This is a genomic window from Photobacterium kagoshimensis (genome assembly GCF_050337045.1).
Classification (GTDB): domain Bacteria; phylum Pseudomonadota; class Gammaproteobacteria; order Enterobacterales; family Vibrionaceae; genus Photobacterium; species Photobacterium kagoshimensis.
The window spans coordinates 95,047-110,922 of the sequence record NZ_JAKJSO010000017.1 but is presented as its reverse complement, the minus strand read 5'-3'; the positions used below and the strand labels follow the sequence as shown (position 1 = coordinate 110,922).

Annotated in this window: 14 protein-coding genes; 7 read left to right on the top strand and 7 right to left on the bottom strand. The window is 46.2% G+C overall.

The annotated features are described in order from the left end of the window. The first annotated feature begins 5 nt into the window (after positions 1-5). The 6 genes from pilB to yacG all read left to right on the top strand — a co-directional run bounded on the left by pilB (position 6) and on the right by yacG (position 5,573). Positions 6-1,691 carry a type IV-A pilus assembly ATPase PilB gene (gene pilB / locus L4C35_RS16630; protein WP_428463943.1) on the top strand — a complete coding sequence of 562 codons (1,686 nt, stop codon included), beginning with the start codon at positions 6-8 and terminating at the stop codon, positions 1,689-1,691. A gap of 60 nt (positions 1,692-1,751) precedes the next feature. Continuing rightward, positions 1,752-2,972: a type II secretion system F family protein gene (locus L4C35_RS16625; RefSeq protein WP_428463942.1), complete on the top strand. Its 1,221-nt coding sequence runs from the start codon at positions 1,752-1,754 to the stop codon at positions 2,970-2,972. A gap of 119 nt (positions 2,973-3,091) precedes the next feature. Next, on the top strand, positions 3,092-3,970 hold the full coding sequence (locus tag L4C35_RS16620) for a prepilin peptidase (RefSeq protein ID WP_428463941.1): 879 nt from the start codon (positions 3,092-3,094) through the stop codon (positions 3,968-3,970). A gap of 2 nt (positions 3,971-3,972) precedes the next feature. Then, a complete protein-coding gene (coaE, locus tag L4C35_RS16615) occupies positions 3,973-4,578 on the top strand; it encodes a dephospho-CoA kinase (protein WP_428463940.1) in 606 nt (201 codons plus the stop codon). Between the two features lie 41 nt (positions 4,579-4,619). Next, entirely contained in the window at positions 4,620-5,357 is a 738-nt protein-coding gene (zapD, locus tag L4C35_RS16610) for a cell division protein ZapD (RefSeq protein ID WP_428463980.1), read from the top strand. A 9-nt stretch (positions 5,358-5,366) separates the two neighbouring features. Next, a complete protein-coding gene (gene yacG, locus L4C35_RS16605; protein WP_084711799.1) occupies positions 5,367-5,573 on the top strand; it encodes a DNA gyrase inhibitor YacG in 207 nt (68 codons plus the stop codon). Between the two features lie 82 nt (positions 5,574-5,655). On the opposite strand, the gene mutT is transcribed toward yacG, so the two are convergent. Further along, positions 5,656-6,063, bottom strand: coding sequence for an 8-oxo-dGTP diphosphatase MutT (gene mutT / locus L4C35_RS16600; RefSeq protein WP_428463939.1), 408 nt, complete (start codon positions 6,061-6,063; stop codon positions 5,656-5,658). A 107-nt stretch (positions 6,064-6,170) separates the two neighbouring features. Continuing rightward, positions 6,171-8,900 (bottom strand): preprotein translocase subunit SecA, encoded by a 2,730-nt coding sequence (secA, locus tag L4C35_RS16595; RefSeq protein WP_428463938.1) that lies wholly within the window; start codon positions 8,898-8,900, stop codon positions 6,171-6,173. A gap of 427 nt (positions 8,901-9,327) precedes the next feature. On the opposite strand from secA, the gene L4C35_RS16590 reads away from it, so the two are divergent. After that, positions 9,328-9,789: a DUF721 domain-containing protein gene (locus L4C35_RS16590; protein ID WP_428463937.1), complete on the top strand. Its 462-nt coding sequence runs from the start codon at positions 9,328-9,330 to the stop codon at positions 9,787-9,789. A gap of 100 nt (positions 9,790-9,889) precedes the next feature. On the opposite strand, the gene lpxC is transcribed toward L4C35_RS16590, so the two are convergent. From lpxC to murC, 5 genes are all read right to left on the bottom strand, one after another. Beyond that, positions 9,890-10,807 carry a UDP-3-O-acyl-N-acetylglucosamine deacetylase gene (lpxC, locus tag L4C35_RS16585; RefSeq protein WP_428463936.1) on the bottom strand — a complete coding sequence of 306 codons (918 nt, stop codon included), beginning with the start codon at positions 10,805-10,807 and terminating at the stop codon, positions 9,890-9,892. A gap of 112 nt (positions 10,808-10,919) precedes the next feature. Then, positions 10,920-12,119 (bottom strand): cell division protein FtsZ, encoded by a 1,200-nt coding sequence (gene ftsZ / locus L4C35_RS16580; protein ID WP_428463935.1) that lies wholly within the window; start codon positions 12,117-12,119, stop codon positions 10,920-10,922. Positions 12,120-12,153: 34 nt separating this feature from the next. Beyond that, positions 12,154-13,410 (bottom strand): cell division protein FtsA, encoded by a 1,257-nt coding sequence (gene ftsA / locus L4C35_RS16575; RefSeq protein ID WP_428463934.1) that lies wholly within the window; start codon positions 13,408-13,410, stop codon positions 12,154-12,156. Between the two features lie 12 nt (positions 13,411-13,422). Continuing rightward, positions 13,423-14,181 carry a cell division protein FtsQ/DivIB gene (locus tag L4C35_RS16570; protein WP_428463933.1) on the bottom strand — a complete coding sequence of 253 codons (759 nt, stop codon included), beginning with the start codon at positions 14,179-14,181 and terminating at the stop codon, positions 13,423-13,425. A 222-nt stretch (positions 14,182-14,403) separates the two neighbouring features. Then, entirely contained in the window at positions 14,404-15,867 is a 1,464-nt protein-coding gene (murC, locus tag L4C35_RS16565) for a UDP-N-acetylmuramate--L-alanine ligase (RefSeq protein WP_428463932.1), read from the bottom strand. Between the last annotated feature and the right edge of the window lie 9 nt (positions 15,868-15,876).

The following is a 15,876-nucleotide window of genomic DNA, read 5'->3' as shown; positions in this document are numbered from 1 at the left end:
TATAAATGCAAACTACCCTCACTTCAGTACTGCATCAGGCGGGTTTACTTAACCTGATGCAGCAACAGGAAGTCAGTAGTTACGCCCACGCCGAGGGGGTTTCTATCCCCTCGGCGTTGGTCGATCTTAATATACTGACCAGTGACGATTTAGCCCGCCAGCTTGAATCTATTTTCAGCATCGCTTTAACCGATATCCACCAATACGATTACCAAAGCTGTTGCGACAATTTACGCCAGCGCGAAACAATCCTTCGCCATCGCGTTATCCCGCTAAAGCTAACTGAAACCACCCTGTTTTTAGGCACCAGCGATCCAACCAATGTTGCCGCCCAAGATGAATTTCGTTTCGCTACGGGCAAACAAATCGAGCCGCTGCTACTTGATAATAAACAATTAGAAAGTGCTATTCGCCGAATTTATGGCAGTGATGTCGGTGAGACCTCTCATCAACGTGGGATCAGCGAAGATGACTTGGATCAGTTGGTCGATCTGAGCGAGGGTGAAATTGAACAAGAGAATGACCTAAGCCAAGACACCGCGCCTGTTACCCGCTATATCAACCAAGTGCTACTTGATGCGGTGCGTAAGAAAGCCTCTGATATTCACTTTGAACCGTACGAAAAATTCTTTCGTATCCGCTTTCGTTGTGATGGTTTGCTACACCAATACTCCAGTCCACCAGCCCACCTGTCACGGCGGTTATCAACCCGCTTGAAAGTGATGTCTAAGCTCAACATTGCCGAGCGCCGCCAACCGCAAGACGGGCGGATCAAACTCAAATTAAGTCCGAGTGTGACGGTTGATTTACGGGTCTCCACCCTGCCGACGCTGTGGGGCGAAAAGGTAGTACTGCGAATATTAGACAGCACCAGTGCCAGCTTGAACATAGATATTCTTGGCTATAACCAACAACAAAAAGCCGCTTACCTTGCAGCATTACAACAACCGCAAGGCATGATTTTAATGACAGGGCCAACCGGCAGCGGCAAAACCGTCTCGCTTTATACTGGCCTTAAGATCCTCAATACCGATGAGCGTAATATTTCCACTGCCGAAGATCCGGTCGAAATAAACTTACCCGGTATTAATCAGGTTCATATCAACAACCAAGCAGGGCTAGGCTTTGCCGATGCACTGCGATCGTTTTTACGCCAAGATCCTGATGTGGTGATGGTCGGTGAGATCCGTGATATCGAAACCGCCGCCATTGCGGTCAAAGCCGCCCAAACAGGCCACCTTGTTTTATCGACACTACACACAAACTCTGCCGCCGAAACCCTGACCCGTTTGACTAATATGGGGGTAGAAGATTTTAACTTGGCCTCATCGCTTAGCTTGATCATCGCCCAACGACTGGCGCGGCGCTTATGTAACGCTTGTAAACAGCCCCACCCTTTATCACATATGCATAGGGAGCGACTCGCCATCCCTACCGATGCAGAGCTTTATCAAGCCAATGAACAAGGCTGTGATGATTGCAACAAAGGCTATCTAGGCCGAGTCGGTATTTATGAAGTGATGACCTTTAGCCGTGAACTGGCGGAAGCCTTAATGGCCAAAGCAACGACGTTGCAACTAGAGGAAATTGCCTGTCAGCAAGGGATGCAAACCCTCAATCAAGCAGGAATAGAAAAGCTGTGCCAAGGCACCACCAGCTTAACGGAATTGCAGCGCGTCCTGCATTTTTAGCCTAACTATAACCTTGACCATCACCCAGACCATAATAAATACGATTACTTAGGACACAGCATGAAGCAAGTGAGCAAATTACGGTATTACCATTGGCGAGGGATCAACAGCGCGGGGCGAAAAGTCTCTGGCGTGATTGTCGGCTTTCAAGAACAAGAAGCCCGTGAAAAACTGCTGGAACAACGCATCCAAATAAAAAAAATCAAACACCGTAATCCATCGACGTTTGTCCGCATGAAAAACAAGATGGAAGCCACCGATGTCACGGCTGTTACCCGCCAATTAGCCACCATGATTCAATCGGGTGTTCCTGTGGTTCAATCTCTACAATTAATCGCCGATAGCCATCAAAAAAGTGAAGTTCGCGCGACCTTAAGCCAAATAAATAAGCAAGTAGAAGCGGGGGCGTCCTTGTCTAAAGCACTGCGCACTAGCTCGCCCCTGTTCGACAACTTTTATTGTGATTTAGTGGCAACCGGTGAAGAGACCGGCCACTTAGGCCAAATCTTTGAACGCCTTGCTACATACCGAGAAAAACACGAGGCGATGCGCAAGAAAGTCATCAAAGCCATGATTTACCCAGGTATGGTGACGCTTACCGCCATTATCGTCACCGTGATGATGCTGGTGTTTGTGATCCCACAATTTGCCGATATTTTCCAAAGCTTTGGCGCACAATTACCTTGGTTTACTCGTCAGGTCATTAAAGCATCCGACCTACTGACCGCTAATGGGCCGCTCATTTCACTGTCATTACTCACCGCCATCGCGCTTTTTATCATGAGTTATAGAAAATCCCCTCGCCTTCAGCTTGCCGTTAGCCGTTGGAGTTTACGCTTTCCTATACTTGGCACCGTGTTTATGAAAGCCACCATTGCACGATTTTCTCGTACCCTCGCCACCACCTTTACCGCGGGGATTCCGTTACTATCAGGGCTGCAATCAGCAGGCAAAACGGCGGGCAATCTCCATATTCAGCTCGCTGTCGAGCAAGCCCACACAGCCGCAGCGGCGGGGATGCCCTTGTACCTGTCTTTGCGTCAGTGCAATGAGTTTCCCGAGCTCATGCTACAGATGGTGATGATAGGTGAAGAGTCAGGGTCACTTGATGACATGCTCAATAAAATTGCCAATTTGTATGAGAACGATGTCGATAATACAGTCGATAACTTAGGGAAAATCATCGAACCTTTGATCATTATTATTCTCGGCGGCCTTATCGGTGGACTCTTGGTTGCTATGTATATGCCAATATTCACCCTGATGAGTGTGATAGGCTAACGCTAAGGCAAAGATTCACCACGCATAGTGCGAGTATCATGGCGCTAACACCTTGAATACTCGCGCTCCTCCCACGGTTCACGTTACAATAACCGCACAGATTGATTAGAGACTTCATCATGGAACTGCTGACTTATTACCCTTGGCTTTACCCTGCTTTCGCCGCCCTGTTCGGCTTATTAATTGGCAGCTTCTTAAACGTGGTGATTTACCGTTTACCTATCATGATGGAGCGTGAGTGGAAGCGCGATTGCATCGACTGCTTTCCCGAGTTTCAGCAAGGTAAAACAACAGAAGAACAACCGCCTTTCAACCTCAGCGTACCGCGCTCTCGTTGCCCTAATTGTAATGAACTCATTACCGCCAAAGATAATATTCCAGTATTGAGCTGGCTGTGGCTAAAAGGTCGCTGCCGTCACTGCCAACACCCTATCAGTGCGCGCTACCCTTTGGTTGAACTACTGACGGCTGCGATGACAGCCACTGTCGCATTACTGCTCCCCTTCTCTGAGTGGTCGGTGGCGGTGATCTTTTTTAGCTTCACCTTGATCGCGTTAACCTTTATCGATATCGATAAAATGCTATTACCCGATCAACTCACTTTGCCATTAATGTGGGCAGGCTTAATGCTCGCCGTGTTAGGGATCAGTCCTGTCTCGATTGAAGATGCGCTCATTGGTGCCATGTTTGGCTATCTATCGCTATGGAGCCTGTATTGGTGCTTTAAGTTACTGACAGGCAAAGAAGGTATGGGATACGGTGATTTCAAGCTGTTAGCTGCGCTTGGGGCATGGCTAGGCTGGCAATCATTGCCGTTTGTGATCCTACTATCTTCGTTAATTGGTGCAATCTGTGGCATTATCTTAATGAGAATTCAAAAATCAGATACCCAAGCACCTTTCTCCTTTGGCCCTTACCTTGCGCTGGCTGGCTGGGTAAGCATGCTATGGGGAACGCAAATTATTGATTGGTATCTGACTAGCTACTTAGGACTGTAATTATGACAATGGTGGTTGGCCTGACAGGCGGCATTGGCAGTGGAAAAACCACAGTAGCAAACTTATTTGCTAGCTATGGTATTGATATTATTGATGCTGACATTATTGCTCGTGACGTTGTTGCACCTGGCAGTGAAGGGCTAAAAGCTATTGAACTAAAGCTTGGTGCTGACATCTTACTGACAGACGGCCAATTAAATCGTAGTAAATTAAGAGAGTTAATCTTCTCTCAACCGCAATTAAAAAGCTGGTTAGATGACTTGCTACACCCATTAATTCGTCAGCGAATGCTGGTACAAATCGGTGATAGCCAATCGGCGTACTGCTTACTCGTGATCCCATTGATGGTTGAGAATGGCTTGCAGTCTTTAACCCACCGCTTATTGGTGGTGGATGTCGAAGAGTCAGTACAAATTGCGCGCACATTACAGCGCGACAATGTTAGCGAACAGCAAGTAAAAAACATCCTCGCTGCGCAAGCCTCACGGACAGAGCGCAATGCAGCAGCCGATGACATTATTAGTAATAATGGCGATAGCAGTGCTTTGCCTGAAAAAGTAGCGCACCTGCATCACCACTATCTCGAATTGAGCCAACGCTACCTATAACGCTTTCACGGTTATGGGTAACTCAGCAGATGACAGACCTTATGCAGACAACTAACTTTGAACATCCGCTCAACGAAAAAGTGCGAATTTACCTGCGACTGGAATACCTTATTCGCCAGATGCAGTCTTCTTGCCAAAAAACGGATCACTGGCAGCACCAAATTTTCTTTCGTGCTCTGTTTGATTTACTAGAAATATTGGAACAGATCCAACTCAAAGCCGAGTTAGCCAAAGATCTGACCCACCAAGCTGGTCAGCTTAAACGCTGGCTGGATGTACCTGGGGTTGATCAGCAAGCCTTATTGGATTTATTAGATAAACTCGAGCTGATGCAGCGCCAGTTAATGACAGCATCACGCCTTGGCCAAGCGCTACGTAACGATCGCTTTCTGTGTGGGATCAAACAACGCTTTTCGATCCCAGGAGGAAGTTGTTGCTTTGATTTACCCGCGCTACACCACTGGCTACATTTACCCTTGATGCACAAGCAAAGTGACATGACCAACTGGCTCGAAGCGATCTCGGAGATCACGAATGCCTTACAACTTTGGTTACGCTTAATACGTGAACAAGGCCAGTTTCAGCCGCAAGTCGCGCGTGGTGGATTTTTCCAACACGATGCCGATGATGCGTGCTTATTACGCATTCAAATTTGCCCGAGCTATGGGGTATACCCTATGATATCAGGGCATCGTAATCGTTTTTCGATCCGCTTTATTCCTTTTGAAGACGGCGCACCGATTGCCGATACCATTGAATTTAAACTAGCTATTTGCTGAGGTCAGCCCGTGTCACAACCAAGCGCACCGACAATTGTAAAATGTCCAACTTGCAAAACAGATGTCGAGTGGAACGAAAAAAGCACTTACCGTCCATTTTGCTCAAAGCGCTGCCAATTAATTGATTTGGGCGAATGGGCAGAAGAAGAAAAAGCCATTCCTGGCGCACCCGATTTATCTGACTCCGATGGTTGGTCAGAAGATATGAACTACTAGGCTTACCCTGAGTTCATAATGTAAATAACAAGAAGGCGCATCATGCGCCTTTTCTTTTTACTAAAATTCACGCTAAGCGGTATTAGCCAATAACGCGTTGCTGAAGCTTATCGAGTACCGCAATATTCGCCTCGGGGAAATCAGCAGGGTTCAAGGCACCAATATCAACCCACTTACCCGGCTGTCCTTCTTTGCCGTACGCTTCACCTTCAAATAAGGTCACCAAGAAAAAATCAAACTTCAGTGATTTTTCAGGGTAATCATGGGCCAGAGACAGAAAGTGTTCTAGCTCAGTGACATCAATCCCGACCTCCTCATGAAGCTCGCGGATCACCGCCTGCTCAGCCGTTTCATTTTGCTCAACTTTACCGCCAGCAAATTCCCAAAAGCCGCCTTTGTGCGCTTTAGCCGCGCGCTGAGTTATAAAAACTTGGTCTTGCTGCACATTAAGGATGATCCCCGCCGAGATCCACAATTGTTTCTTATCCATTCTGACTTCTCTTTCACGGTTTTCTTGCCCAAACCAAGATCACCACTTTTTATTTATAAAAAAGGCCGCATCAGCGACCTTTTCTTTTTGTTATCACAGGGGATCAATTAATTGATTTTACCGTGACACTGTTTGTATTTCTTACCAGAACCACATGGGCAAGGTTCGTTACGGCCAACTTTACGCTCTTCGCGTTGGAAAGTGCCCGCTCCTTCTTCATCGCTTGTATCTTCATCGGCAATTTGGTTTTCCGCATTTTGATGCTGGAACTGCTGACGACGAGCAAGCTCTTCAGCCTGTTTACGGCGTTCTTCTTCGATACGGTCAACATCTTCTTGTTGTTGAACTCGAACACGGCTAAGAATCGCAATCACGTCTGATTTAAGGCTCTCAAGCATCTCTTCGAATAGCTCAAAAGACTCACGCTTGTATTCTTGTTTCGGGTTCTTCTGTGCGTAACCACGTAAGTGGATACCTTGACGTAAGTGGTCCATCGCCGCTAAGTGCTCTTTCCACAACATATCAAGGTTTTGCAGCATCACTGTTTTTTCAAAGTTACGTAGCACAGGTGCGCCAACAACTTCTTCTTTTTGCTGATAAATCGCAACAGCTTGCTCGATGATACGCTCACGTAGCGCTTCTTCGTACAGCTTCTCTTCGCTATCTAGCCATTCCTGAATCGGAAGTGCCAGATCGAAGTCTGCTTTTAGACGCTCTTCAAGACCTTGAATATCCCACATTTCTTCCAGCGACTGAGCAGGTACATATTGCTCAAATACTGCAGTCAGTACATCGTGGTGGTTTTGTGAAATCATGTCGCTGATATCTTCAGCGTTCATTAGTTCGTCACGTAGTTCATAAACCACTTTACGTTGGTCATTGGCTACGTCATCAAATTCAAGCAATTGCTTACGAATATCGAAGTTACGGCCTTCAACTTTACGTTGTGCGTTCTCAATCGCCTTAGTTACCCAAGGGTGCTCAATCGCTTCGCCTTCTTCCATACCCAGTTTTTTCATCATGCCTGAAACACGGTCTGAAGCGAAAATGCGCATCAAGCCATCTTCCATCGACAAGTAGAAACGCGATGAACCCGCATCACCTTGACGACCTGAACGACCACGAAGCTGATTATCGATACGGCGAGATTCATGGCGCTCTGTACCAATGATGTGTAGACCACCAGCGGCAAGAACAGCATCGTGACGTACTTTCCACTTCGCTTTAATATCAGCGATTTGCGCGTCAGTAGGTTCTGCTATTTGTGCCAGTTCACTCTGCCAGTGACCACCAAGTACGATATCGGTACCACGGCCTGCCATGTTAGTTGCGATAGTTACCGCACCTGACTGACCAGCGTTAGCAACAATGTCGGCTTCTTTTTCGTGGAATTTAGCATTAAGTACTTCGTGCTTAATACCTTGTTGTTTCAGTGCATTAGATAACAGTTCTGATTTTTCAATCGACACAGTACCCACAAGCACAGGCTGACCTTTCTCGACACGTTCTTTGATGTCTTCAGCAATCGCACCAAATTTTTCTAGCTCAGTCATGTAAACCAAGTCACCCATATCCTCACGGATCATTGGCTTGTTGGTTGGCATGACTACCGTTTCAAGGTTGTAGATTGACTGGAATTCGAACGCTTCAGTATCGGCAGTACCTGTCATGCCTGACAGTTTTTCGTATAGTCGGAAGAAGTTCTGGAACGTGATAGAAGCCAGGGTTTGGTTCTCGTTCTGAATTTTTGCACCTTCTTTCGCTTCTACAGCTTGGTGTAAACCTTCAGACCAACGACGACCAGGCATAGTACGGCCAGTGTGCTCATCGACAATAATCACTTCATCATCTTTGACGATGTAATCCACATCACGCTCAAACAACACGTGAGCACGCAGTGCTGCGTTTACGTGGTGTAGCAAGCTAATGTTGGCAGGTGAGTAAAGCGTATCGCCTTCTTCCATCAAGCCATTTTTTTGTAGTAATTCTTCTACAAACTCTTGACCCGTTTCTGTTAAGTGCGCTTGTTTCGCTTTTTCATCAACCGTGTAGTGACCGTCACCGCGGTACTCTTCACTGTCTTCTTTATCTTGCTTCACTAACTGCGGGATCAAAGTATTGATCTTAGTGTAAAGCTCAGAGCTATCTTCAGCAGGGCCAGAGATAATCAATGGGGTACGCGCTTCATCGATTAAGATGGAATCCACTTCATCGACTACGGCAAAGAAACGCTCACGTTGCACACGATCTTCCGGACGGAAAGCCATGTTGTCACGTAGGTAATCGAAACCAAACTCATTGTTCGTACCGTAAAGTACATCCGCTTGGTATGCTTCTTTCTTCGCTTGAGGCGGCATGTTTGGTACGTTAACGCCAACGGTCATACCTAGGAATTCAAATAGAGCACGGTTTGTTTCGGCATCACGCGCAGCTAGGTAGTCATTCACTGTAACAATGTGAACGCCCTTACCCGTTAGTGCGTTAAGGTAAGCAGGCAGTGTTGCTGTTAGCGTTTTACCTTCACCTGTACGCATTTCTGCGATTTGGCAGTTGTTTAGTACCATGCCACCAATCAGCTGAACATCAAAGTGACGCATACCGAATACACGTTTTGATGCTTCGCGAACAGTTGCGAAAGCTTCTGGTAGTAATTGGTCTAGGTTTTCACCTTGTTCGATACGCTCACGGAACTCGACCGTCTTGGCCTTAAGCTCTTCATCTAACAGGCTTTCAAATTGAGGTTCTAATTTATTGATTTGATCGACGATTTTGCGCAAACGACGCAGAGTGCGGTCGTTACGGCTACCGATAATTTTTGTCAGTAGTTTTGATAACATGGTGATGCCGTTTCTCTAAGTTATGTAGATTCAGCGCAATAGGCTTCTGAATCAATGAATCAGGTTGTCACAGGAGTATCCTACCCCTACTCAACAGAGCCGTGCACAGTGTGCAGAAAATAAGGCCAAGTTAATGCTTACTATTGGATATTGTGGCACTTTATTTCAGTTTCAAGGGGCACAGTTAAACAAAGTCATTCTATAGGTTAAACACCAAAGTAGATATCCCTATAAAACGAAAACCTCAACTGAGTAAAGCCTTAAACAAGGCATCCCCGCCAACCCACTTGGATGGTATAATAAGCCATAATACTTAAGTCGACTACGGTTAAAGGTGGAGTCTAGTTTTTCATATGCGAAAATTAGGTGTCAGCCCACAATAGTGGCATTTATTTTATGATTAATGACGGATGCGAAAGCGAGAGTTATGAGAGATCATCGCCCACAAACCCCAGCTCACCTGTTGGATGACTCCACACTTGGTAATATCCAGCAGCGTGCGGTCGCACTGGCCAAATTAAATGAAGCCGTTAAACAGCACTTAAACTGTGCTGAACATTGTCGAGTCAGTAATTACCGTCAACAGACGCTGATCATTGAGGTCTCATCGGCTAACTGGTCAATGCGCTTGAATTTCGAAAGAAATACGCTGATGAATAAATTACGTGAGCAGTTACTGCCACAACTCAAGCAGATAGATATCAAAGTTAATCCCAGCCTTGCTGCCGATTTTGAGCGTAAGCAACATAAAGCCCCAGATATCATTCGCAAACCCATCACGGAAAAGGCAGCAGGATATTTACTCTATACGGCGCAGCATGCCCCCGACAAAGTAAAAGCGCGTTTAGAGCGTATTGCAGCATTAGCCAAACGACGCCAGTCGGAATAATCGCAATCGGCCTCAGCCAACAATCGCACAAATAGCAGATACAAAAACGCCAGACAGTGTCTGGCGCTTTTAAATTCGGTGGATGAAAAGAATTAACGGATTACGCTAATACCATGCCTGGCTGAGCCAAAGTCACTGGCGAATCTTGTTCATCTTGGTACGTTGTCCATTCGTAAGCTTCTTGATCAGCTAACACGGCACGCAATAGTTTATTGTTAAGTGCATGGCCTGACTTGTATGCCGCCATTTCACCCACAATATTATGACCGCACATATAAAGGTCACCAATGGCATCCAATACTTTGTGTGTCACTAATTCGTTATCAAAACGCAGACCATCTTCATTAAGAATACGGTACTGGTCGAGTACGATTGCGTTATCGAAACTACCACCTAAACATAAGTTTTGTGATTGTAGGTATTCGATATCGTGCATGAAACCAAAAGTACGTGCACGACTAATGTCTTTTACGAATGATTGGCTAGAAAAGTCTAGCAATAAACGCTGCTGTTCTGAATCAATCGCAGGGTGATTAAATTCAATAGCGAAGTCTAAACGGAAACCGTTATATGGACGAAGTTCTGCCCATTTATCGCCATCTTCAACGCGAACAGTTTTCTTGATGCGTAAAAAGCGTTTTGGCGCATTTAACGTATCGATACCTGCAGACTGTAGCAAGTAAATAAATGGGCTCGCACTGCCATCCATAATCGGGATTTCAGGCGCATCAACTTCGATAATCACGTTATCGATACCCATACCTGCAAGCGCAGCGTTTAAGTGCTCTACCGTTGAGATGCGTACGCCTTCATCATTAACAAGGGCGGTACACAACATAGTATCGCGCACTGAATCTGCATTCGCAGGAAAATCCACAGGTGGATTAAGGTCAGTACGACGATAGATCACACCCGTATTCGCCGCAGCTGGGCGTAGAATAAGCGTGACTTTACGACCAGAGTGGAGACCCACACCAGTAGTTTGGACAATGCTCTTCAAGGTACGTTGTCTGATCATCTAATTTCTCTCAACATTTGAAAGCCAAAAACACCCATTACCCTGTCACATAATAGATAATGGGGGCTAATCTTACCACTCATCTGGTCATATCCCAAACAATTTACGCTGCTTAATCAGCCTGCTGACGTAAAAATGCTGGAATATCAAGGTAGTCATGTTCACTTTGCGGTGACGCTTTTGGCGCTGTAGCCGCAGAAGATGACGACGATGCTGGTGACTCAACTGAGTTGCTCTGCGTTAGAGGCGCAGCTTTTGGCTGTTCTTCAATCGCAGAAACCGCTGGCTTCTCTTGTACAGAGGCAACCGCAGGCGTTGGCTTAGAGCTTGTCACCAAAGTGATATCTGGCTTACTTTCTTTACCAATGCCTGTTGCAACAACAGTCACACGTAGCTCATCAGTCATTTCAGGGTCAAGTGACGTACCGATAACAACCGTTGCATTGTCTGATGCAAATGCTTTCACTGTGTTACCCACAGTTTCAAACTCATCAAGACGCATGTCCATACCCGCAGTGATGTTAACAAGTACACCACGTGCGCCAGCAAGATCGATATCTTCAAGTAGCGGGCTAGAAATAGCCATTTCAGCCGCTTCTTCAGCACGGTCATCACCAACAGCCATACCGCTACCCATCATTGCATGACCCATTTCAGACATCACTGTACGTACGTCAGCGAAATCGACATTGATCATACCAGGGCGTGTAATTAGCTCGGCAATACCTTGAACCGCGTTCTTAAGCACGTCGTTTGCTTTCGCAAATGCGTCCAATAGCGTGATACCACGACCAAGAACTTTCAGTAGTTTTTCGTTTGGAATCGTGATCAGGGAGTCAACGTGCTTAGATAGCTCTTCGATACCCTGTTCAGCAAATGCCATACGCTTCTTACCTTCAAAGCTAAATGGTTTTGTTACCACCGCTACTGTAAGAATACCTAATTCTTTTGCCACTTCAGCAATGATTGGAGCAGCACCTGTACCAGTACCACCACCCATACCAGCCGCAATGAAGATCATGTCTGAACCTTGCAGTTCATTCTTGATAGCTTCACGGTCTTCTAGCGCCGAATCACGACCTACTTGTGGGTTTGCACCCGCACCTAGACCTTTAGTGATATCGCCACCGATTTGAATCACAGTGCTTACACTCGATTTACGCAGTGCTTGTGCATCGGTATTAACGGTGATGAACTCAACACCTTCAATTGATTCACGAACCATGTGATCGACAGCATTACCGCCGCCGCCGCCAACGCCAATGACCTTGATTACCGCTTCGTCAGAGATTTCCATCATCGGTTCAAACATTTGTTCTCTCCGTTATTCCTGTTCGCATCAGGTTTTAAAATTCTTTTTTAAACCAACCGCTAACTTTAGAAAACAGCCCCGAAACTGAACGTTTTGGCTCTACTTCGCTATCGTCAAACGACTGATTATCCTTACCGTAGTGCAGCAAACCCACTGCTGTCGCATAATGCGGTGCTTGCACATAATCTGTTAATCCACTTAGCTCTAATGGCTGGCCAATCCGGACTTGGTTTTGGAACACACGTTCCGCACACTCATTTAGCCCTTCAATTTGTGCCGCGCCACCAGTTAAAACAATGCCTGCTGCTAAGTGGTGTTTTACGCCCGCATTACGCAATTGTTCTTGGATCTCAACTAGCCTCTTGTTAACCAAACCTAATAATTCGCTATAGCGAGGTTCAATCACTTCCGCTAGGGTCTGGCTCTGCAAACTACGCGATGGTCGGCCACCAACACTAGGTACATCGACCTTGGCGTCTTTGCTAACTAACTCGCTTAGTGCACAGCCATATTTAACTTTAATTTCTTCGGCATCCCCAGGAGGTGTACCGAAAGCATAAGCAATGTCGCTGGTCACAACATTACCTGCATAAGGGATCACTTCTGCATGGCGTAAAGCACCGCCAGTCCAGAAGGCGATATCCATGGTGCCGCCGCCAATATCGACTACGCACACACCCAACTCACGCTCATCTGCGGTTAATACTGCATGACTTGCCGCTAAGCCAGAGAAGATCAACTGATCCACTTTCAAACCACAACGCTCTACCGCTTTAACGATGTTTCGCGCCATATCGTTGTGACATGTAATCAAATGAACACTCGCTTCCATTCGAACGCCAGATAAACCAACAGGATTTTTAATTCCCTCTTGATAATCAATAGCAAATTCTTGAGGAATTACATGTAAAGTTCGGTGTTCATCGCTAATTTTTACTGATTTCGCCGTATGAATAACACTATCGACGTCATCTTGCGTTACCTCTTTGTCAGAAATGGGCACCATGCCTTTTTCTGTTTGGCAACGAATATGTTTGCCTGATAGCGACAGGTAGACTGAATCAATTTCACAATCTGCCATCAATGCCGCTTTATCGACAGCGCGCTGGACAGACTTAACAACGGACTCAAGATCATTGACTCCGCCTTTGTCCATACCGCGAGACGGGCTACTACCAACACCAATAACGTTAACATTACTGTCTGGCAGTACTTCCCCAACCAAAGCACATACTTTGGAAGTACCGATATCAAGGCCAACTATGAGTTTTTTATCTGTTGCCTTCGTCATTCGCGCACGCTCTTATTCTTTAGGTATCGTTTTCCAGCCTACAGCCGCACCAATATCGTAACGTAAATCTACGTACTCTATTGCTTTACCCTGCATTTCTAATTCAGGGTATAAGCTGATGAAGCGCTCTAAACGCTCCATTCGAGTTTTTCGCCCTAGCTCTAGCCGAATACCATTGGTTAACTCAACACGCCAAGCTCGACGTTCATTTAAGGTAAGCGTATCAATTTCAAAGCCCGCAAGCTGTAATCTTGGTTGCATTTCATCCAATGCTGCCAATACTTGCTGGCTACTGCCATCGGGGCCTGCTAAGTGTACCAAGGCTAAATCAGCCACTTGCTTGGCGTCTGCATAAAAGACCTCGCCGTCCATATTCACCAGGTGTTCCTGATTCCAAATGGCTGCGGGTTGATGCTCAAGCAAATAGACCTTTACCGTTTCTGGCCACTGCTTTCGCACTGACGCATGGGCAACCCAAGGTAAAGACTCTAACGCGCTTTGCAGGCTCTCAATATCTTGGGTCATAAAAGTCCCCAAGTGATCGAGTTGCAAAATGGCTTGCCGAACATCGTTGGTGGTCAAATGCTTTAACTCACCTTGGATGACAAGTTGCGACAGCGGAAGACGATTTGCATCTGTCATCCAGCTCAGTGCCGCACTCAGTAGCCATGCAATAAAAATAATAACGGCAATAAAAAAAGCGACGCCCCCTAAATGCTTAGTGGGTAGCGGCGAAGCTAAAAATACGCTTTTTTTGACTACGTCCGTCATTTCGCCAAAAACCTTACCTATCTAATGTATAGAGCAACGCTCGACACGCTAATTTAACTCGAATAAATGATTTTTGAGCAAAGTTGACCGATTATACCGACCAAGCCCTAACTCTCCAACATTTGTTGGCTAATTTAATGCTGACTCTGAGTTCATATCTATTTCAATGATGAAAACCCTGCAATAAAAAAGCCCATATACTCAGCCACATGCGCAGAAATACTAAGCTTCACGCATTGTTGCAATATTTAGCTTCATTTCTGCTAATTGACGGGCTACTTTACCTACATCGCCTGCACCTTGCGTCAACACCAAGTCATCTTCACCAATAATATTGGCCAAAGCCGCAGGTAATGCTTCGATATTTGGAACAAAAATTGGGTCTATTTTACCACGGCCACGGATTGTTCTACAAAGCGCCCGACCATCCGCCCCAGCGATAGGCATTTCTCCTGCAGAGTAAACGTCTAGCATCACCAAAACATCAACCTGCTCAAGCACATTAGCGAAATCTTCGTAAAGGTCACGCGTTCGGCTATAGCGGTGCGGTTGGAAGATCATGACTAAACGCTTATCTTCCCAGCCAGCACGTGCCGCTTGGATAGTCACATCCACCTCACTTGGGTGATGGCCGTAATCATCCACTAACATCACTTTACCGTTACCACTATCGAACTCACCTAAGTGATCAAAACGACGACCAGTACCTTGGAATTCAGCGAGTGCGCGAATAATTGCACTATCATCCACACCTTCCTCGGTTGCAACAGCCACTGCCGCCGTTGCATTTAAGGCATTGTGTTTACCCGGTACATTGAGGGTAATCTCCAGGCTTGGCTTGTCTTGACGAGCAATGGTGAAATGCCCTTGCTGACCTGTTTGACGGTAATTAAGCAAACGGACATCGGCATCTTCTGCAAAACCGTAAGTGATCACTTGGCGACCAATGCGCGGTAATAACTCACGAACCACAGGATCATCAATGCACACCACAGCCAAACCATAAAACGGCAAGTTATGAAGGAAATCGATAAAGGTTTGTTTTAATACTTCAAAGTCGCCGCCATAGGTTTCCATATGATCAGCTTCAATATTGGTGACAACACTCACCATTGGCTGCAGGTGCAAGAAAGAGGCATCGCTCTCATCCGCTTCTGCAATCAAGTAACGGCTGCAACCTAGACGGGCATTAGTGCCAGCACTCTTCACTAAGCCACCGTTAACAAACGTTGGATCTAAGCCCGCTTCTGAATATATTTGGGTAACAAGTGCTGTAGTGGTGGTTTTACCGTGTGTTCCCGCAATGGCAATACCATGGCGGTAACGCATTAACTCAGCGAGCATTTCAGCACGACGTACAACAGGAATACGTGATTCACGCGCCGCAACCATTTCTGGGTTTTCAGGTGAGATTGCCGTTGAAACAACAACAACACTCGCACCCTGAACGTTCTCTTGGCTATGACCAAAGAAAATTTCCGCACCTTTACTTGCTAAGCTGTTTGTCACAGCGTTAGGCGCAATATCAGAGCCACTAATACGATAGCCTTCATTAACCAATACTTCCGCAATCCCGCTCATACCCGCTCCGCCGATTCCGACGAAGTGAATACGCTCAACACGGCGCATCTCTGGCACCATGGTTCTAATTTTGGCTAATTGCTGGTTATCCAATTTGTTGTTCATCACTTTTCT